This window comes from Marinobacter salexigens (assembly GCF_018860765.1).
GTDB classification, from domain to species: Bacteria; Pseudomonadota; Gammaproteobacteria; order Pseudomonadales; family Oleiphilaceae; genus Marinobacter; species Marinobacter salexigens_A.
In genome coordinates this window covers 82,434-107,777 of the sequence record NZ_JAHKPV010000018.1, presented here as the reverse complement: position 1 = coordinate 107,777, position 25,344 = coordinate 82,434, and the positions used below count along the sequence as shown (strand labels likewise).

The window sequence follows — 25,344 nt, the reverse complement described above, 5'->3', positions numbered from 1 at the left end:
TATGGACAAGAACCGTCGTAATTTCCTGAAAGGTGCAGCTGCCGCAGGCGGTGTTGCGACCTTCGCAGCGGGCTACTACGGCCCTCTGGAAAAAATGGGCAAAGGTCTGGTTAACGGAACTTCGGGCAAGGCCACAGCTGACCGGCTGCATGGCAATAGTTTAGCGCCGGAATATTCAGTCGATCCGAAAACCGGTGAGGTAACACTCAATCCGGAACAACGTACTGCCTTCACCGTCTGTTATGGCTGCACTACTAAATGCGGCGTGCGGGTGCGTATTGATAATAATGAAGACAAAGTACTGCGGGCTTCCGGTAACCCTTTTCACCCGTTGTCGTCCGACGAGCATCTGGATGAAAGAACGCCGGTGCTGGAGGCCTTCAAGCGCATGAGCGGCTTTCAGGATCAGGGCCAGCTCAACCGTTCCACAGCGTGCGCCCGCGGCAATGCGGCTATGTCCCAGTTGACCAGCGACCAGCGAGTACTTAACTGCCTGAAACGAACTGGCCCCCGGGGCAGCAATCAATGGGAAACTATTCCGTTTGAACAGCTGCTTGATGAAATCGTGGCCGGTGGCGATCTGTTCGGTGAGGGTGAGGTTGAAGGCTTGCGCTCTATTCGCGATGTGAAAACGCCGCTGGACCCGGACAACCCGGAGTATGGGCCAAAATCCAATCAGCTTCTGATGATGGAGGCCACAGATTACGGTCGATCTGCGCTGCTCAAGCGCTTCGCATTCAATGCCTTTGGTACCCGTAACTACGGGCATCATGGCGCCTACTGCGGGCTTGCGTTCCGTATGGGCTCCGGTGCGTTGATGAACGATCTCGCGAAGAACGCTCACGTAAAACCGGACTATGCCAACGTGAAGTTTGCGTTGTTTATCGGAACCGCGCCGAGCCAGGCCGGCAACCCCTTCAAGCGCCAGGGACGTTTGCTGTCCCAGGCACGAAGCACGGGTGAAATGGAATATGTTCTGGTGGATCCGGCCCTGACGGCTGCCGCGTCCCATTCTGCCAGTGACCGGAATCGCTGGATTTCCATTCTCCCTGGTACGGACACCGCACTGGCGATGGCTTTGATTCGCTGGATGTTGGCGAACGAAGCTTACGCCAAGGATTATCTGGCTCTGCCTGGCAACGCCGCTGCCCGGAATGCAGGTGAGCCTGGCCACACCAACGCCACGCATCTGGTGATTGAAGACAGCAGCCACCCGAGAGCTGGTTATTTCCTGCGTTTGAGCGACATAGGACTAGCGGAATCAGGGGCTGAAGAGGATTACCCGGTCGTGGTCAATAGTGCTGGAGAGCTGGACAGTTCCGAAGTCGCTGACAAAGGTCAGCTGTTTGTGGAGCGTACCGTGGAAACCGGCAGTGGCCCGGTAACCGTTCGCAGCTCATTGTTCAAGCTGCGCCAGGAAGCGATGCAGTACAGCATTGAAGAGTACGCAGAGTTCTGTGGTATTGAGGCCGATGTTATCCGCAATCTGGCCAGACGCTTCACCAGCTTCGGGCGCATGGCGGCAGCAGATACCCACGGGGGCATGATGTCCGGTGCAGGGTTCTATGCTTCCTATAGCATTAACATGATCAACCTGCTGGCCGGCAGTTTTAACCAGAAAGGCGGAGTGGCCAAAGGCGGCGGTAGCTTCAACGGTGTTGGTGCCGGGCCCCGCTACAACCTTGCGGACTTCCCCGGAAAAGTCGGGCCCAAGGGTGTATTTCTTTCACGCTCACGTTTTCCGTACGAGAAAACCAGCGAATACAAGCGTCGTGTGGCAGCGGGAGAGTCCCCGTATCCGGCGACCGCGCCCTGGCGTTCGCTCGCGCCACCGATCCTCACTGAACACTTGCTTTCAGGCCTTGAGGGATATCCCTATAGAATAAAGGCCATGATCGGTGTTATGGCCAACCCGATGTACGGCCAGGCTGGCCTGACATCTTTGCTAGAAGAAAGGATCAAAGACCCGAAGAACATTGGCCTGTTCGTGGCGGTGGATGGATTCATTAACGAAACCAACCGTTTTGCTGACTACATTGTTCCCGACTCTGTGATGTATGAAGTCTGGGGCTTTACAGGCGCCTGGAGCGGCACGCTCACCAAGATGACCACGGCCTGCTGGCCCGTTGTCGAACCGCGTCAGGCAAAAACCGCGGCCGGTGAACCGGTGAGTATGGATAGCTTTTTCATTGAACTGGCTCAGCGCCTTGATCTGCCGGGCTTCGGTGACAATGCCATAGAGGGCGCTGATGGTCAGATGCACCCTCTCAAGCGGGCTGAAGACTTTTACTTGCGTGCTGCGGCGAATATCGCCATGTCAGGTCAACCCTTGCCGACGCCGGCGCAAGAAGATATCAACGCCAGTGGAATCGAACCGCTGCTAGAGCGAATCGAAACCACCGTTGCTGAAGACGAAGCAGGGCCGGTCGCCCATTTGTACTCCCGCGGTGGTCGATTTGAAACCATGGAGAGTGCATATGACGGCGAAAAGCTTGGTCATGCCTGGGCACGCCCATTGTGTGTCTATAACGAGCAGGTAGGCACCAGCATTGATAGTTATAGTGGCAAAAGACTTGTCGGGACTCCGACCCACTATGAACCACGGTTCTGGGACGGATCCTTGTTAAGAGATCATTATCCTGAGGAAGAGTGGCCGCTGTTGGCATTTTCGTTCAAGTCGAACCTGATGAACTCATACGCCATAGGGCTTGAGCGCCTTCGTATGATCAAGCCCTACAATCCGGTGCTTTTGCACCGCAACGATGCGGAGAAATTCGGGGTGCGCCATGGTGACACCATCAGCATTGAAAGCCCGGGGGGCAAAGTGCTGGCCTTGGCCCTGGTAGGGGAGAACGTACACGAAGGTGCGCTCGGCATTGAGCATGGTTACGGCCACAGGGAGCTGGGGGCTGCGAGCCATGTCATTGATGGAGAAGAGCGTGCCGGCAACCCTTATCTGGCGGCCGGCGTGAACATCAACGATCTGGGCTTTTCTGATCCTACCCGCAAAGATGGCACTGCCACCTGGCTGGAGAATGTCAGCGGTGCTTCGGTCCGGCAGGGTTTGCCTGTGCGCGTGCGTGTTGTGGCTGATATGGTGTAAGGCTGCACCTGACTTCCGGGTGCTACGGCTAGAGCGAAGCGGCTGAGCGCGCGGCCTGGTCGTAGAGCCCGGATATACCTCTCAGGAAGCCCGCCACCTCGCCGGTGTCGGCGCCTGAGAACCCAAGTGTCCTTAGCGAATCCACCAGACATTCTTCACGGATTTCGCGATAGCGGCGGCATACCGCTTTGCCTTTCTCGGTGGCTGAATACCAGATCTCTTTGCCGTGCTTTTCTGGTACGACAACGTCGTGTTTCAGCAGCTTCTTGAGCGCATAAGTCACCGTATGGCTATCTTCCACGTTCAGAACCAGACAGATGTCAGCGGTTTTTTTTGCGCGGTCGCGATGGTTCACGCTGTGGAGAACCAGTATGTCCAGAGGGCTGAGTTCCGGCAGGCCGGCGGCGTTCATACAGCGCACCATCCAGCGGTTAAATGCATTACTCGCCACAATCAGCCCGAATTCCAGCTCAGACAATTCCATTGCACTGTCTGAGGCAAGGTGGGCGGAGGACACAATCGGGCCCACTTTACGCCGGGCGCTACCTGTGTCTGGACTGTGCGAAGAATCGTTGGTTTTTTTCATGATGAAGAAGAAACTCTTTATCTGTTTTGATTCAATGGTTTGTCTGCCGTAGGACTCTCTAGTTCCCCATTTTTCCGGGGAGGTAAGTCACGATTTCCGGGAACAAAGTGATGAGAATGACACCGCTCAGTATCAACAGGAAGTAAGGCAGCGCGGCCCAGGCGATTCTCAGAATGTTTTCTCCGGTAAGCCCCTGAATAACGAAGAGGTTGAAGCCTACCGGTGGCGTAATCTGGCTCATTTCCACGACAATCACGAGGTAGATGCCGAACCAAAGAGGGTCAATGCCCGCCGCCTTGACCATCGGAAGAATCACCGAGGTGGTCAGCACCACAACGGATATGCCGTCGAGAAAACAGCCCAGCAGAATAAAAAACAGGGTCAGGGCCAGCAGCAACATATAGGGCGACAGTCCAAGAGTATCAATCCAGGCCGCAAGCTCCCGAGGGATGCCGGTAAAGCCCATTGCACTTGTCAGAAAATGGGCGCCAATCAAAATGAAGGCGATCATTGACGACGTTTTTACGGTGCCCATCAATCCGTCAACGAACGTGTTCCTGCTCAATGAGCCGCTTTTCCAGGACAGAAGGTGAGCCAGTGCTACGCCGATAGCGGCTGACTCGGTCGGTGACGCCAGGCCGGCATAGATAGAGCCGATAACACCGACAATGAGTAGCATCACAGGAATAAGGGGGCGGCTGCGACGTACCTTTTCCCGGAATGAGAAAGATTCGGCCTCACCAGCGGGCACGCCCGACGGGTTCATTAGCGACCAGACCATCACGTAGCCCGCAAAGAGGGACATCAGCATCAAGCCGGGCAGGATACCCGCAACAAAAAGCCGGGCGATGGATTGCTCTGTTGCTACGCCGTAAACGATCAGAATGATGGACGGTGGAATCAGCAATCCCAAGGTTGCTGATCCGGCCAGAGTACCGAGAATCTGGTTCTTGTTGTAGCCGCGGTTGCTGAGTTCCGGTATCGACATCTTGCCAATGGTCGCGGCAGTGGCGGCTGAGGAGCCAGAGATAGCCGCGAATATGCCACAGCCGATAATATTGGTATGCAGCAGTCGCCCGGGTACTTTGCCAACCCAAGGCGAAATGCCACGGAACATCTCTTCGGACAAGCGTGAGCGAAACAACACCTCGCCCATCCAGATAAACATCGGAAGCGCCGCGAGATCCCAGGACACACTGGCGCTGTAGAAGGCCGTGGAAAGACTGTCTCCTACCGGAATGCTGCTGAAGAAAAACAGGGCTATACATCCGATGCCAGTAAGTGAAAAAGCGACCCAAAGCCCGCTCGCAAGAAGAACCAACAGTACACACAACAGCAGCAAACTCATCCAGATCATTTCCATGAGCTTACTCCTCGGGGGCTTCGTTGGTGAGCTGGCTAATCCTGCCACTGGCAAGTAAAAACAGGGCGTCAAGCAGAGCAACCAAAAGCCAGATCAAACCGAGAGTCATGACGGCTTGTGGAATCCACAGGGGTACCGGAACCATGCCGATCGAGAGGTCGCCGAAATCATGGCTGTCCAGTGCGAGACGCGCGCTGTGCCAGGCGGCAAAGCCTGTAACGGACACCGCAATCAGAGTTACCAGAATATCCATCAAACGGTGTAGGGATTTTGGGAGATGCTGCAGCAACAAGGTGACGCGAATATGGCCGCCTTGCCAAAACGTATAGCCAAGGCCAAAAAATGTTGCACCAAGCAGCAGGAATGCAGCGATCTCTGCAAGGCCGGGTACCGTAAGCCCCAGGGCATCAAAGCCGGCCCAGACCATCAGTTTGTCGAGCACGCGGCCAAGTACCTGAGTCACGATCAATAGCATGATGAGTGTCAGGCTCAGTGCAGAGAGAGCACCGCCCAACTTGTAAAAAGCATCAAGTGCTCTGCGCATGGGTCTGTCCTTTTGTTATGACCCCTGTTGCAGGGCGGGAACAATTCGAGCGCCAGAACAACCGATATCCGGCTGTTCTGGCGCAGCCTGATGACTATTGTTTGTTATAAGCGTCAAGCAGAGCCTGGCCACTCTCGCCAGCACGGCCTAGCCATTCTTCGGTCATGGTGTCGCCGATTTCCTGCAGGTGCTTAACCAGCTCCGGGGAAGGTTCGGACACTTCTATGCCGTTATCCTCCATGATTTTTATCTTCGCATCCGTCTCCGCTTTACTGGCATCCCAGCCTCGTTTTTCAGCCGCTTCAGCCGCGTCTACAAGAGCTTTCTGGGCTTCTTCAGGAAGGCTGTTAAAAGCCTTCACGTTAACCACCACCATGTTTTTCGGTAGCCACAATTGCGCGTGATTGAAATGCGTCAGATAGTCCCAGGCGCGGGTATTAGCCCCTGTGGAAGGGGATGTAATCATGGCATCAACGCGACCTGTTCCAAATGCAGTTGGTATGTCTGGCACTTCGACTTGAGTTGGCAGTGCGCCAAGTAGTTCAGCGAGTTGTTCGCTGGACTTGTTATAGGCCCGCATTTTTACACCTTTCAGCTCATTGCCTGTTTCAACGGCAAACTGGGTGTAAATTCCTTGGGGCGGCCATGGCACGGCGAACAGAAGCTTCAGGCGCTGGCCTTCGAGGCGCTTGGAGAGTAAGTCTTTTGACGCCTGCCAGAGTTTCCATGCCTGGTCATAATCACTGGCGAGGTAGGGCACTGAGTCCACTTCGAACAGGGGGTCTTCGTTGGCAAGGCGCGACATGATCAGCTCACCAATGGGAACAAGACCGCGGCGAACGGAGTTTTTGATTTCCGGGTGTTTGATCAGAGAGCCACTGCTGTGAATCGTGATTTCGAGCTCACCGTCGGTTGCTTCTCTGACATCATCAGCGAACTGGCTGATATTAACGGTGTGGAAGTTGGAGTCGCCGTAGGGTGTAGGCATATCCCAGTCAGTCGCCTGAGCGCTGCCTGCCGCCAGAGTGAGGGCGGCTGCGGTAATTACGCCTCCAAACCGCTTCAAGTAGGGTACAGAAACAAGGCGCTGGCGAAAGGGTTTGGTGCTTGTTGTCATGATGGTTGCCTCTTGGCGCTGAATATATTTGAGAGCGACAGTTGTGCGTGCGGGTTTACGTTCTAAAGCACGAGTTTTCACGGAAATACTGAAACCGGGTTTGTGCTTTGTCTGGTAAAAGCTAGTCGCGAGCCATCACGCCGTCAAATTTATTGTTGCAAAGTGATGATGTTTATTCGATGTTATATCGACAAAATATCAATAAAGTGTGCTTGTATTTAAGGGTAAGAGCGGGAAGAAGTCAGTGCTGTGGTGGGAGCAGATAGAACCAGCGGATGCCGGTTCTATCCGAGAGTTTTAAATGGGTATTGTGCTCAAGGCTGTGGGCTGCCCATGATTGCCTCCATTTCACTGGGTCGCGGAGCGCCCTGTTTCATCTGGACCGCCCCGTTGTTGTCTTTATAGTAAGTGCTCGGAGTGGCACTCAGCCCCAAGCTGGACATCAGCTGATTGTTTTTCTGAACCGTTTTTGCGTACTTGCTGACGATGTTGCGATCCACTTCAATGCCACCTTCGCCATGGTTTTGCTGGTTTTCTTGCAGAGCATCACGCGGGTTCTCTGAACCCAGAATAGTCGCGGCCTTTGGCAGGCTGTCCTGCCTCAGAATACCTACCATTACATGGCGCAACTGTACCTTTCCGGCGTCTATCCAGGGTTCTGCTGCCTGGCGGAACCGGTGGCAGAACGGGCAGTTGGGGTCGGTAAAGGTATAGACGATCACGGGGGCATCGGCGTCGCCGTCACGCACTCAGTCTGCGTTCTCAATCTGGCTCCAGGCTTTTTCATTTTGGGGCCCTGTCACCAACTCCTGTATTTTGGCCTCGGTAAGGTTTTCACCCTGGGCGTTCAGCATGGTTCCCACGATCACATGTTGGTCATCTGAAGTGAGATAGAAAGCAATAGGGCGGCCCTGCATGTCGCCAACATAGCCGGTCATGTTATTGGGCGCCTCAAAACTGCCGGCGACCGTTACACCACGGTCAATCAGTTGTTGAACGGCTTCGGGGTGTTGCTCCTGCGCTTGGGCTTGCAGGGCCATACCGCTGGCGGCCAGCGCTGTGGCAAGAAGTGTGCATTTGAATACGGGCTTAATTAGTTGCATTACAAGTCTCCGGTTCAGTCGGTATCAAAGCTTCTGAGGTTATGGGCCAGTGATGCCCGCGAAAGCTCTCCAAGGTGGGCGTTTACCTGCTGGCCGTTGGCATCGTAGAACAGCGTTGTTGGCAGGGCCTGACTGCCGGTAGTCCGGCCAAGGCTGGCGCTGGTATCGGTCAGAACATTCTGCAGCGAGAGCTCGTGTTGGCTCATAAAGCGGCTGATCGTTTCCGGTTGTTCGCCCTGATTTACAAAGACAAATGTGATACCGGGATTTTCCTGTTGGGCTTGTTCCAATACAGGCATTTCACGAATGCATGGCGGGCACCAGGTGGCCCAAAGGTTGACGACCATGGGTTTGTCGCCTGCCACTTCTGCCAGCACTACCGGCGTGCCGTCCAGCAAGGTGAACGTTGCATCAGGAACGCCCCTGGAGCTGCTTTCCATAAGGTATATCAACAGTGACAAAGAGCCCCATACCAACAGACCCGAAGCGCTGGCAATGGAGAGTGACCTGCGGATTTTCGGGTGACGCCAGAGCTTCCAGCCGATAAGAAAGACTGCACCAAGCAGACCGGCAATGACACTGAAGCCGCCATCCCTGATATCGATAATGCCCCAGAGGTTGTCCTGGTAGTACTCGAAGTATTGGATGACAAAACCGATGCGCGCCGATGCCAAAGCAACGAGAAAAATATCGGATAGAGTGCCCGCTATGGGCACCCCTTCCTTGCGCCCGGTAATGGCGCCAACAATCAGCGCAATTACGAACGCAGTGATTAATAGAAGCTGGGCAAGAGGTAAGCTCAGCGGGCCGATATTAACCGATAACATCATCTCTCCTTGTTCATGATTGGCGTGCCTACGACCGACAGTTTGCGTATGAGTTCCTGGCTTACTTTGTCTTTAGCTGTCAGATCGGCTTGCAGCAACTTCATATCCGGCAGGGCCGCGGCCGCTGTTCCTTACCTGATGGGTAACGTCCTGAAGTATTCAGCGAATGGCTGTATTGTGATAATTGATACGGAAATGGATGCGATAATCATGTGATACGGTGGCATACTGCCGACCTTTAATTGATACACCCTGATTGGGCACTGACATGCTATTGAATTGTGATATTGGTGAAAGCTATGGCGCCTGGACGATGGGGCTGGACGATCAGGTGATGCCGTATATCGACCAGGCGAACATTGCCTGCGCCTTTCATGCCGGCGATCCAATGGTCATGTGCAACACGGTGAAGCTGGCGCTGGAGCACAAGGTATCCCTGGGCGCACACCCGGCCTACCCGGATCTGCAGGGTTTCGGGCGCCGCTCGATTGCTTGCAGCCCTGATGAGATTCACGCCATGGTGCTTTATCAGGTAGGTGCGCTGAGTCATATCGCTGCTGCGCAGGGTGGAAGTCTGAGCTATGTGAAGCCCCACGGTGCGCTCTACAATGACATGATGCGGAATGAGTCTATTCTCCGGGCTATTCTCCACGCACTAAGCCAGTCTCCAGAGGAACTGGCACTGATGGCGATGACCACGGCAGATAATCAGCTTCTGAAAACGCTTTGCGCAGAATACGGAGTAGTGCTGCTACTGGAAGCGTTTGCTGATCGTGCCTACGATGAAAAGGGCTATATTGTCTCCCGCAGTACCCAAAATGCCGTGCATCATGATCCCGACACCATTCTGGGGCAGGCTGTTGCTATCGCCAGAGGCGAACCACTCCAGACGATAGACGGCAAACCATTACACCTTGAAGCAGATTCCCTTTGTGTTCACGGCGACAACCCTGAGTCTGTCGCCGCCGTGCGTGCAATCCGCCAGGCCCTTGAAGGTCAGGCAGGCTGAGCCAGCGTCAGAGCCTGAACCGGGAGACCAGGTTTTGTAACTCGCTACCCAGCTTTGTCAGCTCTGAACTGGAGCTGGCGGTCTGGTTGGAGGGTGCCGCAGACTGGTCGGTAGGGTCACGAATGCCGGTGACATTCTGGTTGATCTCTTCTGCGACGGACGTTTGCTGCTCTGACGCTGTCGTAATCTGAGGTTCAATTTTTTTAGGTAACATATGGTTGCGGCTGCAACAAAAGTGGGGCCGAGATCCAGTCCCACTTTCATAGCGCATCTGCATTGTCCTGAGGGGAAAAAAAGGGGGGGGAGCCCAATAATCACCACATCAGGTCGTCAGGAATCTCATAGCCTGCGTATGGATCATCGTCACCCACATCGTCTTTCTTGCGATCGTGTAACACGACAACCACTTGTGCATCCCGCTCGATAATCTTGCGCGCCACGCCCTCGGCAACGATCTCGTAGTGATCATTCACGAATACAATAGCAAGACGGCCGCGGGATAGCTGGTCGGCTATGGTGTCGTCCACATACAACTTCTTTATTTTCTTGTCGTGGACGAACTGGTAAGACGTTTCGCCCCGGCTGCGATCTAGCTTGTTGGTATCCACCAATTGGCGAATCTGGGCTTGGATGGCTTTTTTCTCGGATTCTTGCTGGCGCTTAAGGTTCAGCTGGCGGTCGCGCTCGGCTTTTTCCTCACGGGCTTTACGCGCACGGATTTCGGTCTCATTAACCTGAACGGCGCCTTTGGGCTGCTGTTTGCGTTGTTTGTGTTTTTCATTGCGAATAGCCTTGGCCTTTTTTTGATCGGCCAGACCTGCTTTTAATAGCTGATCCTGCAGGGACGCCATGGGATAACTCCATTAATTGGTCATAAATTCTGGTATTCTATGGCGATAGTATACGCCCTCATGTCTACCTTCTTAACCAGCAACCGCTGATTCCAGGATTTTCTTGTATGCCTTCCTTCAAAGATCTTGATCTGTCTGCAGCCATGCAGGCCAATCTTGCCCAGTTGGGTTTTTCACAGCCTACTGATATTCAGGCCAGAGCTTTGCCTCATTGCTTGGCGGGTCGTGATGTGATCGCAATGGCGCAAACCGGCAGCGGTAAAACGGCTGCGTTTGGTATTGGATTGATCGAAAGTCTCAAGCCTAAACTGTTTGCGGTTCAGGGGCTGGTACTGTGCCCGACCCGCGAGCTGGCAGACCAAGTTGCGAAAGCAATGCGGGAAATGGCAAGAGCGCAGGAGAACGTAAAGATTCTAACCCTTTGCGGCGGTGTGTCTATTGGTCCGCAAATTGGCTCGCTGGCCCATGGCGCTCATATCGTTGTAGGCACGCCAGGACGAATTGCGGATCATCTACGCAAAGGAACCCTCGACTTGAAGCGTCTCTCGACTTTGGTGCTGGATGAGGCAGATAGAATGCTCGATATGGGGTTTCAGCCTGCCATGGAAGAAATTTTGGGTTACACGCCCAATCAGCGCCAGACGTTATTGTTTTCTGCTACCTGGCCAGAGTCTATCCGCAAGCTAAGCAAAGGTTTTCAGCTGGATCCTGTTGATGTGAGAGCAGAAGCTCAAAGCGTGAATAGCGATATCCGCGAACTGTTTTATGAAATTCCTGCATCCGAGCGCACTCATGCCATTGTGAGTTTGTTGTCTGAACATCAACCTGCATCCTGCTTGGTGTTCTGCGCCATGAAGCAACAGTGTGATGAGTTGGCCGCAGAGCTAGGTACCCAAGGCTTTTCAGCACTGGCATTGCACGGTGACCTTGAACAGCGTGAGCGAGACAGTGTGCTGGTGCGTTTTGCCAATCGTAGTTGTCAAGTATTGGTGGCAACAGATGTTGCCGCCCGCGGGTTGGATATCAAAGCGCTGCCGTTGGTTATTAATGCCGAGCCAGCACGGGATCCGGAAGTGCATACCCACAGAATAGGGCGCACCGGACGCGCAGGTGAGGCCGGGTTGGCTGTAACGTTGTGCAGCCCGGCTCAGGGGCACAAGATCAACCGCCTTGAGAGCGAGCGTGGAAGTTCAGTCGTTTGGGGGGATTCCGAAATTCTACTTTCGGTGCCTGCAGAGCCTGTTCCTCCGGCCATGAGAACTCTTTGCATTGCCGCAGGGCGTAAGGACAAGCTCCGGCGAGGGGATGTGCTGGGGGCGCTCACCGGCGAAGCGGGGCTGGATGGTAAATCCGTTGGCAAGATTGATCTGTTTGAATTTCAGTGCTTCGTTGCTGTCGAAGCTAGGCAGGCCAGACGCGCTCTAAAGCGGCTTGAGGATGGAAAGATAAAAGGTCGCAAACTAAGAGTCAGACTTGTCTGAGAACTGGCGTCACAGTGTTTCTCGGCAAGTTAGAGCTGCCGGGTAACGCTCGGAAAGTCCGTATAGTCATTTGCATTTTGGTTGCTCACAGCCTGCGAAACCGGTAAATTACGCAGGATTTTGCCTCCCGGTTTGCTCCGGTGCGATATAAGACATAGGTCTTATATCGTTCAGTTGCTCCGGGGAAAATCCATAAACCAATACAGGTAGCTGTTCAATATGGATGACCTGATGTCACAAGCCGTCGACCTGATGGTTGCGGGTATGGGATTCGTGTTCGTGTTCCTGATTGTTCTGGTGTTCGCGACCCTGCTTATGTCCAAACTGCTTACCCGGTTTGCGCCGCCAGAGCCGGCAACCCCGGCCAAAACGCCCCGTGCCAAAGCCAAGGCGCCTGCAACAGTAGATCCTGATACAGCAGAGGCGATTAAAAAGGCGATAGCTCAATTCCGGTCGCGCCACAAGAAGTGACCCGGTAACCGATTAGATACAACCTTTAAACAGAAGGCTGACACGATGACTGACACAAAGAAACCGCTGGGGATTACGGACGTTATCCTGCGTGACGCCCACCAGTCCCTGCTTGCCACCCGTATGCGGCTTGACGATATGCTGCCCATTGCCGAGAAACTCGACAAAGTTGGTTTCTGGTCTCTGGAATCCTGGGGTGGCGCTACCTTCGATTCCTGTATCCGTTATCTGGGCGAAGATCCCTGGGAGCGTATTCGCGAGCTGAAAAAAGTCATGCCCAACACGCCCCAGCAAATGTTGCTTCGTGGCCAGAACCTTCTGGGCTACCGGCATTACGCGGATGATGTGGTAGAGCGGTTTGTTGACCGTGCCGCAGAAAACGGCATTGATGTGTTCCGTATTTTCGATGCGATGAACGACCCCCGCAACCTGTCGACCGCCATCAAGGCCGTCAAGAAAACCGGCAAGCACGCTCAGGGCACCATCTCTTATACCACCAGCCCGGTGCACACCATCGAGATGTGGGTTGAGCTGGCGAAAGAAGTTGCCGACATGGGTGCGGATTCCATCGCGATCAAGGATATGGCCGGTATCCTAAAGCCCTACGTGGCTTTTGATCTGGTTAGCCGCCTGAAGAAAGAACTGGATATTCCGATTCACATGCAGTGCCATGCGACCACTGGCATGTCCACAGCTACTGCCATTAAGGCAGCGGAAGCTGGTATCGACAACGTGGATTCGGCCATCTCTTCAATGAGTATGACCTATGGCCATTCGCCCACCGAGGCGATTGTTGCGATTCTCGAAGGTACCGAGCGTGACACGGGTCTGGATCTGGTGTTGCTGGAAGAGATCGCCAGTTACTTCCGCGAAGTTCGTAAGAAGTACGCGAAGTTTGAAGGCAGCCTCCGTGGTACTGACTCCCGCATCCTGATTGCTCAGGTGCCGGGCGGTATGTTGACCAATATGGAAGGCCAGCTCAAAGAGCAAAACGCCGCGGACCGGTTCGACGAAGTTCTGGCAGAGATTCCCAAGGTTCGTGAAGACCTGGGCTTTATCCCGCTGGTAACCCCCACGTCACAGATTGTAGGTACTCAGGCAGTTTTGAATGTTCTGACCGGTGAGCGCTACAAGTCCATCTCCAAAGAAACGTCTGCCATTCTGAAGGGTGAGTACGGCTCCGCGCCGGCGCCGTTCAACAAGGAGTTGCAGGAGCGGGTTCTGGATGGGAAAGAAGCCATCACCTGCCGTCCGGCCGACAATATCGAGCCGGAAATGGACAAGCTGACCGACGAGCTGAAGAAACTGGCGGATGAGAAAGGCATCAAGCTGGCGGATAACACCGTTGATGATGTTCTGACTTATGCGCTGTTCCCGCAGATTGGTCTGAAGTTCCTTGAAAATCGTGGCAACCCGGACGCATTTGAGCCGGTGCCCACCGCTGAAGATGCGCTTCCAGCGAAGAAGGCCAGTGGCCCAGAGACTTACACCGTTGATGTTAACGGCAAGCAGTACGTGGTTGCGGTTTCTGAAGGTGGTGAAATTTCCCAGATTCAGGGCGAGGGCGGTGCTGCATCCGCACCATCGGCGTCTGCTGCGCCTGCTCCGGCGGCCGGTGACGGCGAGCCTGTGATCGCACCTCTGGGCGGCAATATCTTCAAGGTACTGGTTTCACCAGGTGATGCCGTTGAAGAAGGCGATGTGCTGATTATTCTCGAAGCCATGAAAATGGAAACCGAGATTCGTGCACCCAAGGCCGGCACTGTCGGCGAAGTCTTCATCAAGGTCGGTGATGCCGTCTCTCCTGATGATGAAATGCTGACAATCGCGTAAAGGGCCAGCATTCCATGGATAAATTAATGACATTATGGACAGGTAGTGGCCTGTTCAATATAGAGCTTGGCCAGGTGATCATGATCGCCGTTGGTTTGCTTCTTCTGTTCCTTGCGATTCGTAAGGGGTTTGAGCCATTGCTGCTGGTACCTATCGGGTTCGGCGGCATTCTGGCGAATATCCCGGAGGCGGGGCTGGCCCTGACTGCGGCGGAAAACGCTATTCACTTTGCTCTGAATGGCGGAAAGGGCGAGATTCTGGCCGCTCTGGCAGCACCTCTGGATGTGGCCTATCAGGCCGGGCAGGCAATTACGCCTGAACTGAAAGAGGCGTTTAAGGTCGCGGTGAAAGAGGCGAGCCATTCCGAAATGGTAATGGCCAACGCCATCGCTCAGGATGCGGGTTATGGCAACGGTATGTTGTATAACTTCTATTCTGTGGTTATCGGCAGCACCATCGGACCTCTGGTAATTTTCATGGGCGTTGGCGCGATGACGGATTTCGGTCCTCTGCTGGCCAACCCGAAAACCATGCTGCTGGGTGCCGCAGCTCAATTCGGTATCTTCGGTACTGTTTTGGGTGCAGCATTGCTGGACTGGCTCGGTGTTCTGGACTTTACCATTCTGGAAGCGGCTGCGATCGGTATTATTGGTGGCGCTGATGGTCCGACTTCCATCTATGTGTCCAGTGTTCTGGCGCCGCACCTGCTGGGTGCCATCGCGGTATCTGCATACGCCTATATGGCCATGGTGCCGATGATTCAGCCGCCTATCATGAAGGCGCTGACCAGTGAGAAAGAGCGGGCCATCAAGATGTCTCAGCTGCGTCCGGTCAGCAAGCGTGAGAAGATTGTTTTCCCGCTGGTTGTTCTGATCGCTGTGGTTCTGTTCTTGCCAGACGCTGCGCCTCTGCTGGGTATGTTCTGCTTTGGTAATCTGATGCGTGAGTGTGGCGTGGTGGAGCGCTTGAGTGACACTGCACAGAATGCCCTGATCAACATCACTACGATTTTTCTGGGCTTGTCGGTTGGCTCCAAGCTGATGGCAGACAAGTTCCTGGACGCTCAAACTCTGGGTATTCTGGGGCTGGGTATTGTGGCCTTTGGTGTTGGTACGGCCTGTGGTGTTCTTATGGCCAAGCTGATGAACAAGTTCAGCAAGGATCCGATCAACCCGTTGATTGGTTCTGCCGGTGTATCTGCGGTGCCGATGGCAGCGCGGGTTTCCAACAAGGTCGGTCTTGAGGCGAATCCGCAGAACTTCCTGTTGATGCACGCTATGGGGCCGAACGTTGCTGGTGTTATTGGCTCGGCTGTTGCTGCGGGTGTGATGATCAAATTGCTTAGCTGATCTTCGCTTTACGCGGAAAAAACCCCGTATGGCGTGAGCCGACGGGGTTTTTTTATATGTCTGATTCTGGTTCAGCGCCGCCGGGTAAAAAGAGTTGCCGGGCAGATGCACGACATTGACTGGGTGTGATCTTAAACTCCCGCCGAAAGGCGGTAGCAAAGTTGGGAGCGCTGGTGTAACCGGCCATCTCGGCTGCGGTTTCTACGGTTATCTGGTCCCGTATGAGCGCCTCCCGTGTCATGTTCAGATAATAACGGCGGAGATAGTGGCCAAGTGCCACGCCATATTGAGCACGAAACCGGCGTTGAAGGTTACTAAGGCTCATTCCCAGACGCTGTGCCAGGACTTCCTGGGTTACAGCTCGTGCCAGCCCACTGTCAATGAGGCTCATCAGCCGGGCAATCCGGCAATCCGGTTTTTCTGGGCCCATATGCTCTGTCAGACCACCAGAAATTCCGCTTTCGGTATTTGTCTCAGCTAAAGCTTCTGCGGCTAGAGAGAGAGCGAATCCGCTCAACTGCATGTGATGTATGCGGCAGTTGGGCTCGGCGGATGTTGGCGTGAACAGTTGCCTTGCTGCTGAATAGAGTTCTTTCGACGGGCTCCAGTGTCGCAGTTGAGGTGTTCCCCTGTGTTGATCCTGTAGAACCTGCCCTAGTCCACGGCGCACCATCCATTGCGGTGAGAGTGATAGCGTCACTGTGCGCTCACTGCCACCGGGACGACCGTGCCGGACGAACGCTCCCGGGGAAGGCATGACTACCACCAGTCCGGCGCTCCTGCCTGTCGGGCCCAGCTCAGTTTCCTGCTGGCCGTATCGTAACCGTGCCATTCCCTCAACAACCAGGGCAATCTTGATACCCGCAGGTAATTCCGCGCTGCTGGTAAGGCCGCACAGGTCCCGAACATCCGCCAGCCTGAGGCGCATTCCCGGCTCCAGCTCGGTGACCTTCATGTAGCCGGCAAGTAAGGCTGTGGGCTCGCCCGAAAAGGTTACGTCCAGGTGTTGATGGTTGACCAAGGGAGCAGATAACTCCCGAAGCTTTTTTGCGTCAATCCTGTGTGTGGATGCATCTTCTATCACATGCCTCTCCTGATACAGGGCCGGGAGCAAAGGTTATTGCCAGTATATATGGGGCATTGGCAAAGGGATTTGCCATGTTCGCAAAGGTAATGATTCAGGGCCGCTGTCATAATCTGCCTCACCGATTGATATTTTAACGCGTTCTCATTCGCATTTGATATCAGCAGCTGAAATATCGAATAGAGGAGTGCAGCATGGAAACAAAACACAATCAGATGATAATGCTCCGCGGCAGGCGCCTTTCAATGGCTGCAGCTGGCGGGGCTTTGGTCGTTATGGGGATGGGACAGAATGTTCTGGCGCAATCATCTGACCCGGTTGTCCGACTTGATGCTATTACTGTTGAAGGTAACCGGTATTACGAGATGCCATCATCGGAGGAGACGGGCGGCTATGGCATCGATTCAGCAACGGTGGGCACGAAAACGCCGGCGACTTTACGGGATAATCCCCAGTCGGTCAGTGTGGTAACCCGTGATGCAATTGATGACCAGAGTTTGGTCACACTGGATCAACTTGGTCGCCATACACCTGGAATGCGTGTGCTGTCGAACGACAATGGGCGCTCCTCAATTTATGCCCGTGGTTATGAATACGATGAATACAGCATCGATGGTTTACCGGCACCTATGTCGAGCATTAGTGGTTCTGTGCCATCCTTGCCGGCCTATGACCGAGTGGAGATTATGCGCGGGCCCTCTGGCCTGTTTAATAACACCAGCGAGATGGGGGGTGTTGTCAACTTGGTGCGTAAGCGACCTACGGATGAGTTTCAGGCCCATGTTCAGGGAAATCTCGGCACCGAATATCAGCGCGGCGCGCAGTTGGATGTTGCAGGGCCAATGAATGAAGACGGCAGTATTCGTGGCCGGGTGGTTGCCGATCATAGCGAGCATGCCCGCTTTGTAGATTACAACGATAACAAACAAGATGATATTTACGCTGCACTTGATATCGACCTTGGTGAATCAACCACCCTTGGTCTCGGGTTCCTGCATAACAGCAAGGATATTGTGGTAAATAATGGGCAGCCGACCGACAGTGATGGCAAGCTGCTTTACGGCTCGCGTTCTGATTTTTATGGCGCCCGCTGGAATAATTTCGATAGCAGTTCCAATGACTGGATTGCGGAATTAACCCATAGTTTTGCTGGTGGGGGAGTTGGCCAACTGGCAGCGCGATACTCCGATCGCGAAGCGGATTACAACTATGCGTTCGGGGGCAGTGCTCTGGATAGCAATCAGGAACTTGCAGTTGCCGCCATCGGTAGCGACATTGATCAGGAGGCTCTGTCGGTGGATGCCAGTTACAGCAAGCCTTTTGAACTCTTCGATAACGTGAACGAATTTGTCATTGGAACAAATTTCAAACGCTACGACACAGATAATAAGTCGGGCAGTGTCCGGGGGCTGGGTGGTAGCACTGTTACTCTTGATGAACTGAATAACCTGTCTTTTGTGGATGTCCTGGATGAAGCAATAGCAGGCATGTCCGGGTATCGTTACAGCGATACGAAAAGCAGCCTTGAGGAAACCGGCCTCTATGCCAAGCTTACATTGCGGCCGATACAATCACTGGCATTGATCGCCGGGAGCCGAGCGAGCCGCTATAAGGTCGAGGAGACGAATCGTGTTTCCGGCGAAAGCCAGGATCGCAGTGATACTGCGTTTATTCCTTATGCAGGCCTGGTGCTGGACTTTGGTCGCGACCATTCACTCTATGCCAGCTACTCACAGGTTCTCAAACCGCAGACCAGTACCAATGCCGACGGCGAACTGCTCGAGGCTCGAGAGGGTGATCAGTACGAATTTGGTATTAAAGGCAGCTATTTCGACGGAGATCTAAACGCACGTGCCAGCGCTTTCCGGCTATACGATGAGAATCGTGCGGCGACACCGGATATTCCGGGTGCGAACTATTCCGTTGCTGTGGGTAAAATGCGGATTCAGGGAGCGGAGTTGGAAGTCAGTGGTAGCCTGACCGAAAACTGGGATCTGATTGCCGGCTACACTTACCTTGATACCGAGGTGGAGCAGGCATCCACCACCCGTGATGACGGCATATTCCTGTTGATGCCCCGTAATCAGCTCAAAGTCTGGTCGCAATATGGCTTCGGCTATGGATTGTTGCATGGTTTGAGGCTTGGCGGTGGTGTAACTGCAATGAGTAGCTTTTCATCCAGTAGTGGTGTTGAGGCACCAGGATACGCGGTGGTTGATGCCATGATTGGTTATGACTTCAATAAAAACCTGAGCGCCCAGCTCAACCTCAATAATGTTTTTGATCGCAAGTACTATAACCGTGTTGGGGGGGTAAACACCTTCAATATGGTTGGCGCTCCGGCCAACGCTGTTGCCTCATTGCGCTATGACTTCTGATCGCTCCCTAATGTGTTTTGCTGATCTCTGGCCGGGCATGTCACGGCGAATGGTGCTTTTTTTCGTTGCGCTCATGGTTTTCAGTATGCTGCCAGCCGCGTCTTATGGTGCTGTACCGGATGAGGTTACCTTGCCTGGTGCCCAGGCCTTTATGCTTGAATCACCAGAAACCGGTCGTGACTATCTGATTCAGGTGTCGGTTCCGGATGCACCGCCACCAGATACCGGGTATCCGGTCCTCTATTTGCTTGACGGAAATGCCTATTTGCCCCTGATGCAGGTGGCGCGGGATACGGTAACGCGAGAAAGCCCCTCTGAGGCTGGCAATCCGCTGCTGATTGTCGCCATTGGTTATCCGGATGCGGACCGTTTTGCGTTTGAACAACGGGCGGCGGACTATACGCCTCCCGGAGCTGCGCGCAACAGGGCGGAGGGGCAGCATGGTGGTGCAACCCGGTTTTTAGCGTTCATCAACACCAGACTTAAACCGGAAATTGCCCGGCGCTTCCAAGTGGACCCGGATAAGGAAGCGCTGTTTGGCCATTCTTTTGGCGGGCTTTTTGTCACGCATGTGCTAATGACGGCACCAGAGAGTTTTGAGCGTTACATTGCGATCAGTCCTTCCTTGTGGTGGTACGGAGATGACCCTTTGCGCGCTCTGTCGGAGTATGACCTGGCTGTTGATACGGAGGTAGGTGTTGCTCCACGGCTGCTGATCGGAGTTGGTTCTCTTGAACAGACTCCGGGAGAATCCGAGCGCGGCACGCCGAAGGCAGAGGTGAGGCGGAGCAGGGCCATGGTCGATAACGTGGGTTTGATGGCCGAGTGGCTTGACTCCCTTCATCCCGACTGGGATATCCAGGCTAAGTCATTCCCGGGTGAGAACCACGGGAGTGTGATGTGGCCGGCAGCCCGGCGTGCGGTGGAATTTTTACAGCAGGACAGCAACGTTGTTAGGGGTCAGTGAAAGTCCCGGGAATTGACCGGAAGAGTTTGTATCAGGTGGCTCAGATCAGACAGTTTTCCCGCCATGATATGAACAATTTCTCCCTCTCTTTCCAGAATACCCTTCACATGTAACAAGCGCGCGGTGAGCAACGGTTTGCGCTGTCGGCGTGCGGTTTCCAGCCAGACGACGACGTTTATGTTGCCGGTTTCGTCTTCGAGAGTTATGAAGGTAACGCCGGAGGCGGAGCCGGGGCGTTGGCGGCCGGTTACCAACCCGGCTACCTGTACGGGGATGCCAGCCTTGGTGGTTTTGAGTTGTTCAGCGCTGAGACAGAACTGTAAGTGACCTTGTTCGCGAAGCAGGGCCAGTGGGTGGCGCTGGAGGGTTAGGCCTTGGCTGGCGTAGTCGGCGAGGATGTTTTGACCTTCTGTGGGTTCCGGTAGCAGATCGCAGGTTTCCGGTTCGTAGTTTTCTTTGTCTTCTGCTACTTCTATCCCGGCAAAAAGTTCACTGGGTTTTTCATGGGCCAGTAGTTGCCAGTAAGCTTGGTGGCGGTTGCCGGAGAAATCAGGCATAGCGTTGGCACCAGCGAGGAGCTCCATTTCCCTTTGCTTGAGGTCTGCCAGACGGCGTAATTCGGAGGAGGAGCGGTAGCCGGTTGCTGGGCGGCGCTGGTACAGGCGTTGTGCGGCGTTTTCGGAGAAGCCTCGGATAATTCTTAATCCCAAGCGCAATTGCAAATCAGTGCCTTCCAAGATGTGGTCCCACTGGCTTTTGTTAATGTCTGGGGGCAGTGCTACTACGTTATGGTGCTTGGCATCCTGTAGCAGTTGCGATGGGGAGTAGAATCCCATGGGTTGGCTGTTGAGGAGGGCGCAGTAGAAGGCGGCCGGGTAGTGGCGTTTGATCCAGGCGGAGACGTAAACGAGCAGGGCGAAGCTGGCAGCGTGGGATTCGGGGAAACCATAGCCGCCGAAGCCGCAGATTTGCAGGTAGAGTCGTTCGGCAAAGTCGGCATTGTGGCCTCGTGCCAGCATGCCGTTGATGAGTTTTTCCCGGAAGGGGGTCATGTCGCCGTGGGATTTCCAAGCAGCCATGGCGCGGCGGAGTTGGTCGGCTTCGCCAGCGGTAAAACCTGCGGCAACCATGGCCAGTTTGATGACTTGCTCTTGAAAGATGGGCACACCCAAAGTGCGTTCTAATACGTCCCGGATGGCATCGTTGGGGTAATCCACGGGTTCCAAGCCATGCTTGCGGCGCAGGTATGGATGCACCATGTCACCCTGTATGGGTCCGGGGCGGACTATGGCCACTTCAATGACTAAGTCATAGAAGGTTTCGGGCTTCAGTCTTGGCAGCATGTTGATCTGAGCTCGGGATTCCACTTGAAATACGCCAACGCTGTCGCCTTTCTGCAGCATGTTGTAGGTGGCTCTGTCTTCTTGAGGAATGTCTTGCATCCGAAAGACTTGGCCTTTTTGATGGCTGATCAAATCCAGTGCTTTGCGAATGGCTGTGAGCATGCCTAGCGCGAGTACATCCACTTTCATCAGGCCTAGACTTTCCAGATCGTCTTTGTCCCACTGGATAACGGTTCGGTCGGCCATGGCGGCATTTTCCACAGGCACCAATTCGCTTAGCGGGCCGGAGCTGATCACAAAGCCGCCCACGTGTTGGGAAAGGTGGCGGGGGAAGCCAAGCAGGGTGTTGACCAGAGTAAAGAATTGGTCTGCAACTTTCGGGTTGCGGGTCAGGCGTTTGTCTAGAATCTGCTGGCGCCAGTTGGTGGCTTTGTCGCGCCAGTCGATGCCTTCCAGCAGTTGTTCCACCAGTGCTGGATCAAACCCCAGAGCCTTGCCAACGTCTCGGATGGCGCTGCGGGGGCGGTAGCGAATAACGGTTGCTGCCAATGCCGCACGTTCCCGGCTGTAGCGCTGGTAAATATACTGAATTACTTCTTCTCGGCGTTCATGCTCGAAATCCACGTCAATATCCGGCGGCTCATTTCTATCTTTGGAAATGAAGCGTTCAAACAACAGGTCTACCTGAGCCGGGTTTACTTCAGTAATGCCCAGGCAGTAACACACAGCTGAATTGGCCGCAGAGCCGCGCCCCTGACAGAGAATGTCGCGACTTCGGGCAAAGGCAACAATGTCGTGAATGGTGAGGAAGTAGTGTTCGTACTTCATTTCTGAAATCAGCCCCAGTTCTTTGCGGATCAGGGCCTGAACGGACAGAGGTGTGCCTGCCGGGTAACGTCGCCGCTCACCTTCTCTGGTCAGGCGCTTCAGATAAGCCGCCGGGGTTTCTCCTTCAGGTACAAGGTCTGGAGGATATTCGTAACGCAAACTGCCGGGCTCAAAGGTACATTGTTGAGCAATACGCAAAGATTCTTTCAGCCAGGTTTCGGGGAATAACCGTTGTAATACAGGTACTGGGCGCAGGTAGCGTTCACCATTCTGAAACAGACAGTGGCCAGCGCTTTCCACGCTGGTGTGGTTGCGTAGAGCGGTGAGTACGTCTTGTAAGGGCTGGCGCTGCCTACTGTGCATATGTACTTCGCCTGTAGCGGTAATCGGGCAGCGCAAATGCTTACAAAGCCAGCGGGCCCGTGCCAGTTGCTCTTCCTCGCCGGATTCCAGAGTGCGGGCAGCGGCAATCCAGAGACGGTGTTCAAACAGGCGGAGTAACCATTCGCCGCAGGCTAGTGCCTGATCTGCATTGGCTTCAGTTGGTGAAGGCGGTAACCATAAGCACAGGCAATCATCCAGAGCATGGGTTTCCACGTCGTTATGGAAAAGCTGGTATTGCCCTTTTTCTGCTCTGCGTCGACCGGTGGTTATAAACTGGCAGAGCTGCCCGTAACCTTTGCGGGTGCGGGCCAGAAGAATGAATCTGGGTGTGCAGGCATCCGGAGGGGCGTTGTTTAGCTCAAACCAGCTACCGGTAATCAGCTTTACGGAGCTTTCTTTAAGTGCAGCCCAAGCCCGGGGTATGCCCGCAACCGAACAGGCATCGGTAAGGGCCAGTGCTGTATATCCAAGCTCTGCAGCGCGATCCGCAAGCTCATGGGGGTGAGATGCCCCAGTTAGAAAGGTGAAGTTACTGAAACAGATCAACTCGGCATAGGAAGAGGCACCCATTAGCCAAACCATCCATGTATGAACCAGCCTTCCCGAATATCCCGGAAGACCCAGGCCAGTTGTCCGTTATCCAGTTGGGCAACGTAATAATCCCGGTGTACCCGCTGGCCATCCCACCAACCCCCGCTGATCCGCTCCGGGCCAGTAAACCAGACTTTTGGGGTTTCCGTAAGCGGCTGCGGGCCTTGCAGGAGCCACAAGGGACGGCAAGGCAATTGGTTCGTTGCTGTTGTTGTTACCCGGTTCGTTCGGCGTACTTGTGAGGCACTCCATGCCCATTCTGGTCGGTGGTCTGCTCTGGGCGAGAGTTGTTTCATGGCGTTATCCCCAAGCCTTGCCTGCAATCGGCTCGCCAAGGTGTGCCAGGCTTCGTTCAAATCTTGGTTTTCACCCAGAAGATCCTGCTTAAAAGGTGCCTCCCTCCCAAGGAATCGTTTAACAATAAGGCGTAGCGACATAACTGGAGCCTTGAGGGGCTGCTGTTCAAGCCGCAGGCTAACGAGGCTAAGAAATGGCTCGGCTCGATGTTCTGGGCCTGATGTGCGGATGCGCAGGCGAGTTGGCTCTGTGTGTCGATGCTGAAGCTCTAACAGTAAACAGTCAGTATCCTGCTGGCGCCAACATAGGTCACTCTCTAGCTCAGACAGCATGCGGCGCAATGGGAAAAGCAGTCCTTGTGACTGCTCAATATCCTGTACAAAATCTGCTTGTTGACGAAAGTGATGTGGCGGTTGCCAGGGTGCTTGAGGATCAGGTCTGGAACCTCGAATTTTCTGGATATACGCCAGAGTTTCTGGAGAAAGCCGGCGCGCCATTTCTTTGGGTGGCAAACTGAATACCTCACCCAGAGTATTCAGGCCAAGCCGTTGCAGGCGTATGCAGGTACGCCCGTCAAATTCCGCAGCTAGCAAGGGCATCTTGCTAAGAGTTTGAAGGATACGGGCTGTGTCGGAAGTGCGTTCTCCCACACCGTTGCGTGCAGTCAGTCGGGCTGCTAGGGGAGTGTGGCCTGTGCCCATCCAAGCAGTAAGCTGGCGCTCGTGGAGTACTTCCTCTAGCGTTCGCCAGACTGCCGAAAGGCCACCGTATAACCGTTGTAGGCTACCAATTTCAGCCAGTAAACCGTTTGGCGGAACCAGAACAATATGCGCTGCGTATCGGTAGAGCCAGCGTGCCTGATCTTCCAGAATACGGGCTTCCTGCTGTTGGTCTGCCCTTATTATGCTTAGCTCTGGCACCAGACTGATAGCTGTTTTCAGGCGCATATCATCACGAACACCCAGATCTTTGGCAGTTGGGCAGGCTTGCACTACTTTTTGCCCTGAGCCTTCTACAATCACTAGTGCAGACACGTGTTCACCGGATCGGCGAATATGGTCCAGTACCAGATGAGGGAAGTGCAGGTACAACCAGAGCATAGTGATTACCGGGCCATTGTGGGCCAGGGGCCTTGAACTATGCGGGGAGCTTCATGGTGAAGCAGGCTTGCCCGGTGTGCCATGGCAAGGGAACAGCGTTGCCCGGGCCAGCTACCTCGACGCTTTAGCACGTTTACCTTCAGGCTTTGCTGGTCATCGGGTTCCAGCTCAAGGCGCAAAGCAGCCGGGGAGTTCTGTTCGGCATAGTGGCGCTCGCGAAAAAGCACACAAACATTGCTGCCAGCTTCGGCCGCCAACTGTAAACGCCGGATTTCGCGGGCTTCCAGTTTTTTCGGCCAAGCCATCACTAACCCTGTAACCGGAGAGCGTAAGCAGTTTTCCAGTGTCCATAGAAAATCGCCTTTGTCTTCGGTATGAATCATGATTATTTGATTAAGATCGATGCCTTCCCGTATCAGCGCTGGTGCATAAGGCGTGTGTGGCGGGTTTAGCCAGAATACAGTTTTACCGGCCTGCGACAGCCTTTGCATTAATGGCATTAACAGAGTCAGCTCACCAATGCCGGGAGTATCCAGCAGGCATTCGCTCAAAGCACCCCGGGGCCAACCAAGGCCTCCGAGCTGGTTGTCTAGGGCCTGAAAGCCAGTTGGTTCGGCCGGTTGTGTGGTTTTATTGTGTTTGTGCCCCTGCCAGACACGGGCGTCCTGCATTAGCGTGTTAAGAAGCTCGCTCATGGTGTAATCTCGGAATACTGTTTAAATGTACAGTATTCCG

Annotated in this window: 20 protein-coding genes and 1 pseudogene; 8 read left to right on the top strand and 13 right to left on the bottom strand. The window is 54.3% G+C overall.

The window, feature by feature from the left end; genetic code table 11:
- The first annotated feature begins 1 nt into the window (after nt 1).
- The gene (locus KO508_RS10340; RefSeq protein ID WP_216008240.1) at nt 2-3,103 is read left to right on the top strand and encodes a molybdopterin dinucleotide binding domain-containing protein; all 3,102 of its coding nucleotides are present in this window, start codon (nt 2-4) and stop codon (nt 3,101-3,103) included.
- A 28-nt stretch (nt 3,104-3,131) separates the two neighbouring features.
- Here KO508_RS10340 and KO508_RS10335 read toward each other — a convergent pair whose 3' ends face one another.
- The 7 genes from KO508_RS10335 to KO508_RS10310 all read right to left on the bottom strand — a co-directional run bounded on the left by KO508_RS10335 (nt 3,132) and on the right by KO508_RS10310 (nt 8,643).
- Nucleotides 3,132-3,689 (bottom strand): winged helix DNA-binding protein, encoded by a 558-nt coding sequence (locus KO508_RS10335; RefSeq protein ID WP_216008239.1) that lies wholly within the window; start codon nt 3,687-3,689, stop codon nt 3,132-3,134.
- A gap of 58 nt (nt 3,690-3,747) precedes the next feature.
- Nucleotides 3,748-5,052 (bottom strand): TRAP transporter large permease, encoded by a 1,305-nt coding sequence (locus tag KO508_RS10330; RefSeq protein ID WP_216008238.1) that lies wholly within the window; start codon nt 5,050-5,052, stop codon nt 3,748-3,750.
- 4 nt (nt 5,053-5,056) lie between these two features.
- Nucleotides 5,057-5,596 carry a TRAP transporter small permease gene (locus KO508_RS10325; protein WP_216008237.1) on the bottom strand — a complete coding sequence of 180 codons (540 nt, stop codon included), beginning with the start codon at nt 5,594-5,596 and terminating at the stop codon, nt 5,057-5,059.
- Between the two features lie 94 nt (nt 5,597-5,690).
- A complete protein-coding gene (locus KO508_RS10320; RefSeq protein ID WP_216008236.1) occupies nt 5,691-6,713 on the bottom strand; it encodes a TRAP transporter substrate-binding protein in 1,023 nt (340 codons plus the stop codon).
- 314 nt (nt 6,714-7,027) lie between these two features.
- Nucleotides 7,028-7,462, bottom strand: coding sequence for a thiol:disulfide interchange protein DsbG (dsbG, locus tag KO508_RS18845; RefSeq protein ID WP_354668022.1), 435 nt, complete (start codon nt 7,460-7,462; stop codon nt 7,028-7,030).
- Nucleotides 7,463-7,816 carry a disulfide isomerase DsbC N-terminal domain-containing protein gene (locus KO508_RS18840; protein WP_252738053.1) on the bottom strand — a complete coding sequence of 118 codons (354 nt, stop codon included), beginning with the start codon at nt 7,814-7,816 and terminating at the stop codon, nt 7,463-7,465.
- Between the two features lie 14 nt (nt 7,817-7,830).
- Entirely contained in the window at nt 7,831-8,643 is an 813-nt protein-coding gene (locus KO508_RS10310; RefSeq protein ID WP_216008235.1) for a TlpA disulfide reductase family protein, read from the bottom strand.
- 268 nt (nt 8,644-8,911) lie between these two features.
- Between KO508_RS10310 and KO508_RS10305 the strand changes: the two genes are divergently transcribed.
- Nucleotides 8,912-9,652 (top strand): 5-oxoprolinase subunit PxpA, encoded by a 741-nt coding sequence (locus tag KO508_RS10305; RefSeq protein ID WP_216008234.1) that lies wholly within the window; start codon nt 8,912-8,914, stop codon nt 9,650-9,652.
- A 7-nt stretch (nt 9,653-9,659) separates the two neighbouring features.
- Here the strand turns inward: KO508_RS10305 and KO508_RS10300 are convergent.
- Both KO508_RS10300 and KO508_RS10295 read right to left on the bottom strand, forming a co-directional pair.
- A pseudogene (locus KO508_RS10300) lies at nt 9,660-9,842 on the bottom strand (hypothetical protein); the annotation flags it as partial.
- 124 nt (nt 9,843-9,966) lie between these two features.
- A complete protein-coding gene (locus KO508_RS10295) occupies nt 9,967-10,503 on the bottom strand; it encodes a DUF2058 domain-containing protein (protein WP_216008233.1) in 537 nt (178 codons plus the stop codon).
- A gap of 107 nt (nt 10,504-10,610) precedes the next feature.
- Here KO508_RS10295 and dbpA point away from each other — a divergent pair, with 107 nt between their 5' ends.
- The 4 genes from dbpA (at nt 10,611) to KO508_RS10275 (ending at nt 15,637) form a co-directional block, all read left to right on the top strand.
- Nucleotides 10,611-11,984: an ATP-dependent RNA helicase DbpA gene (dbpA, locus tag KO508_RS10290; RefSeq protein WP_216008232.1), complete on the top strand. Its 1,374-nt coding sequence runs from the start codon at nt 10,611-10,613 to the stop codon at nt 11,982-11,984.
- 219 nt (nt 11,985-12,203) lie between these two features.
- Nucleotides 12,204-12,455 (top strand): OadG family protein, encoded by a 252-nt coding sequence (locus KO508_RS10285; RefSeq protein ID WP_216008231.1) that lies wholly within the window; start codon nt 12,204-12,206, stop codon nt 12,453-12,455.
- Between the two features lie 45 nt (nt 12,456-12,500).
- Entirely contained in the window at nt 12,501-14,288 is a 1,788-nt protein-coding gene (oadA, locus tag KO508_RS10280; RefSeq protein ID WP_216008230.1) for a sodium-extruding oxaloacetate decarboxylase subunit alpha, read from the top strand.
- Nucleotides 14,289-14,302: 14 nt separating this feature from the next.
- Nucleotides 14,303-15,637, top strand: coding sequence for a sodium ion-translocating decarboxylase subunit beta (locus tag KO508_RS10275; RefSeq protein ID WP_252738052.1), 1,335 nt, complete (start codon nt 14,303-14,305; stop codon nt 15,635-15,637).
- A 52-nt stretch (nt 15,638-15,689) separates the two neighbouring features.
- Here KO508_RS10275 and KO508_RS19065 read toward each other — a convergent pair whose 3' ends face one another.
- Complete coding sequence (locus KO508_RS19065; protein WP_216008228.1) at nt 15,690-16,721, bottom strand: helix-turn-helix transcriptional regulator; 1,032 nt, start codon at nt 16,719-16,721, stop codon at nt 15,690-15,692.
- A gap of 194 nt (nt 16,722-16,915) precedes the next feature.
- On the opposite strand from KO508_RS19065, the gene KO508_RS10265 reads away from it, so the two are divergent.
- Nucleotides 16,916-19,099 carry a TonB-dependent siderophore receptor gene (locus KO508_RS10265; RefSeq protein ID WP_216008227.1) on the top strand — a complete coding sequence of 728 codons (2,184 nt, stop codon included), beginning with the start codon at nt 16,916-16,918 and terminating at the stop codon, nt 19,097-19,099.
- Nucleotides 19,089-20,066 (top strand): alpha/beta hydrolase, encoded by a 978-nt coding sequence (locus KO508_RS10260; protein ID WP_216008226.1) that lies wholly within the window; start codon nt 19,089-19,091, stop codon nt 20,064-20,066. Before KO508_RS10265 ends, KO508_RS10260 begins: the two co-directional genes overlap by 11 nt.
- On the opposite strand, the gene KO508_RS10255 is transcribed toward KO508_RS10260, so the two are convergent.
- Genes KO508_RS10255 through imuA form a run of 3 tightly spaced genes read right to left on the bottom strand, consistent with a single transcriptional unit; the run spans nt 20,060 to nt 25,304 of the window.
- A complete protein-coding gene (locus KO508_RS10255; protein ID WP_216008225.1) occupies nt 20,060-23,191 on the bottom strand; it encodes an error-prone DNA polymerase in 3,132 nt (1,043 codons plus the stop codon). The genes KO508_RS10260 and KO508_RS10255 overlap by 7 nt on opposite strands.
- Nucleotides 23,191-24,609: a Y-family DNA polymerase gene (locus KO508_RS10250; RefSeq protein ID WP_216008224.1), complete on the bottom strand. Its 1,419-nt coding sequence runs from the start codon at nt 24,607-24,609 to the stop codon at nt 23,191-23,193. Before KO508_RS10250 ends, KO508_RS10255 begins: the two co-directional genes overlap by 1 nt.
- Nucleotides 24,610-24,614: 5 nt before the next feature.
- Nucleotides 24,615-25,304: a translesion DNA synthesis-associated protein ImuA gene (imuA, locus tag KO508_RS10245; RefSeq protein ID WP_216008223.1), complete on the bottom strand. Its 690-nt coding sequence runs from the start codon at nt 25,302-25,304 to the stop codon at nt 24,615-24,617.
- Between the last annotated feature and the right edge of the window lie 40 nt (nt 25,305-25,344).

Bases quoted from the DNA above. Each gene is read 5' to 3' on its own strand.
- KO508_RS18840 (WP_252738053.1), bottom strand. From the start codon at position 7,816: ATGCAACTAATTAAGCCCGTATTCAAATGCACACTTCTTGCCACAGCG.
- KO508_RS10310 (WP_216008235.1), bottom strand. From the start codon at position 8,643: ATGTTATCGGTTAATATCGGCCCGCTGAGCTTACCTCTTGCCCAGCTT.
- oadA (WP_216008230.1), top strand. From the start codon at position 12,501: ATGACTGACACAAAGAAACCGCTGGGGATTACGGACGTTATCCTGCGT.
- KO508_RS10325 (WP_216008237.1), bottom strand. From the start codon at position 5,596: ATGCGCAGAGCACTTGATGCTTTTTACAAGTTGGGCGGTGCTCTCTCT.
- KO508_RS10330 (WP_216008238.1), bottom strand. From the start codon at position 5,052: ATGGAAATGATCTGGATGAGTTTGCTGCTGTTGTGTGTACTGTTGGTT.
- KO508_RS10335 (WP_216008239.1), bottom strand. From the start codon at position 3,689: ATGAAAAAAACCAACGATTCTTCGCACAGTCCAGACACAGGTAGCGCC.
- KO508_RS10255 (WP_216008225.1), bottom strand. From the start codon at position 23,191: ATGGGTGCCTCTTCCTATGCCGAGTTGATCTGTTTCAGTAACTTCACC.
- KO508_RS10340 (WP_216008240.1), top strand. From the start codon at position 2: ATGGACAAGAACCGTCGTAATTTCCTGAAAGGTGCAGCTGCCGCAGGC.
- KO508_RS10250 (WP_216008224.1), bottom strand. From the start codon at position 24,609: ATGCTCTGGTTGTACCTGCACTTCCCTCATCTGGTACTGGACCATATT.
- KO508_RS10260 (WP_216008226.1), top strand. From the start codon at position 19,089: ATGACTTCTGATCGCTCCCTAATGTGTTTTGCTGATCTCTGGCCGGGC.
- KO508_RS10320 (WP_216008236.1), bottom strand. From the start codon at position 6,713: ATGACAACAAGCACCAAACCCTTTCGCCAGCGCCTTGTTTCTGTACCC.
- KO508_RS10295 (WP_216008233.1), bottom strand. From the start codon at position 10,503: ATGGCGTCCCTGCAGGATCAGCTATTAAAAGCAGGTCTGGCCGATCAA.
- imuA (WP_216008223.1), bottom strand. From the start codon at position 25,304: ATGAGCGAGCTTCTTAACACGCTAATGCAGGACGCCCGTGTCTGGCAG.
- KO508_RS10285 (WP_216008231.1), top strand. From the start codon at position 12,204: ATGGATGACCTGATGTCACAAGCCGTCGACCTGATGGTTGCGGGTATG.
- dbpA (WP_216008232.1), top strand. From the start codon at position 10,611: ATGCCTTCCTTCAAAGATCTTGATCTGTCTGCAGCCATGCAGGCCAAT.
- KO508_RS10265 (WP_216008227.1), top strand. From the start codon at position 16,916: ATGGAAACAAAACACAATCAGATGATAATGCTCCGCGGCAGGCGCCTT.
- KO508_RS10305 (WP_216008234.1), top strand. From the start codon at position 8,912: ATGCTATTGAATTGTGATATTGGTGAAAGCTATGGCGCCTGGACGATG.
- KO508_RS10275 (WP_252738052.1), top strand. From the start codon at position 14,303: ATGGATAAATTAATGACATTATGGACAGGTAGTGGCCTGTTCAATATA.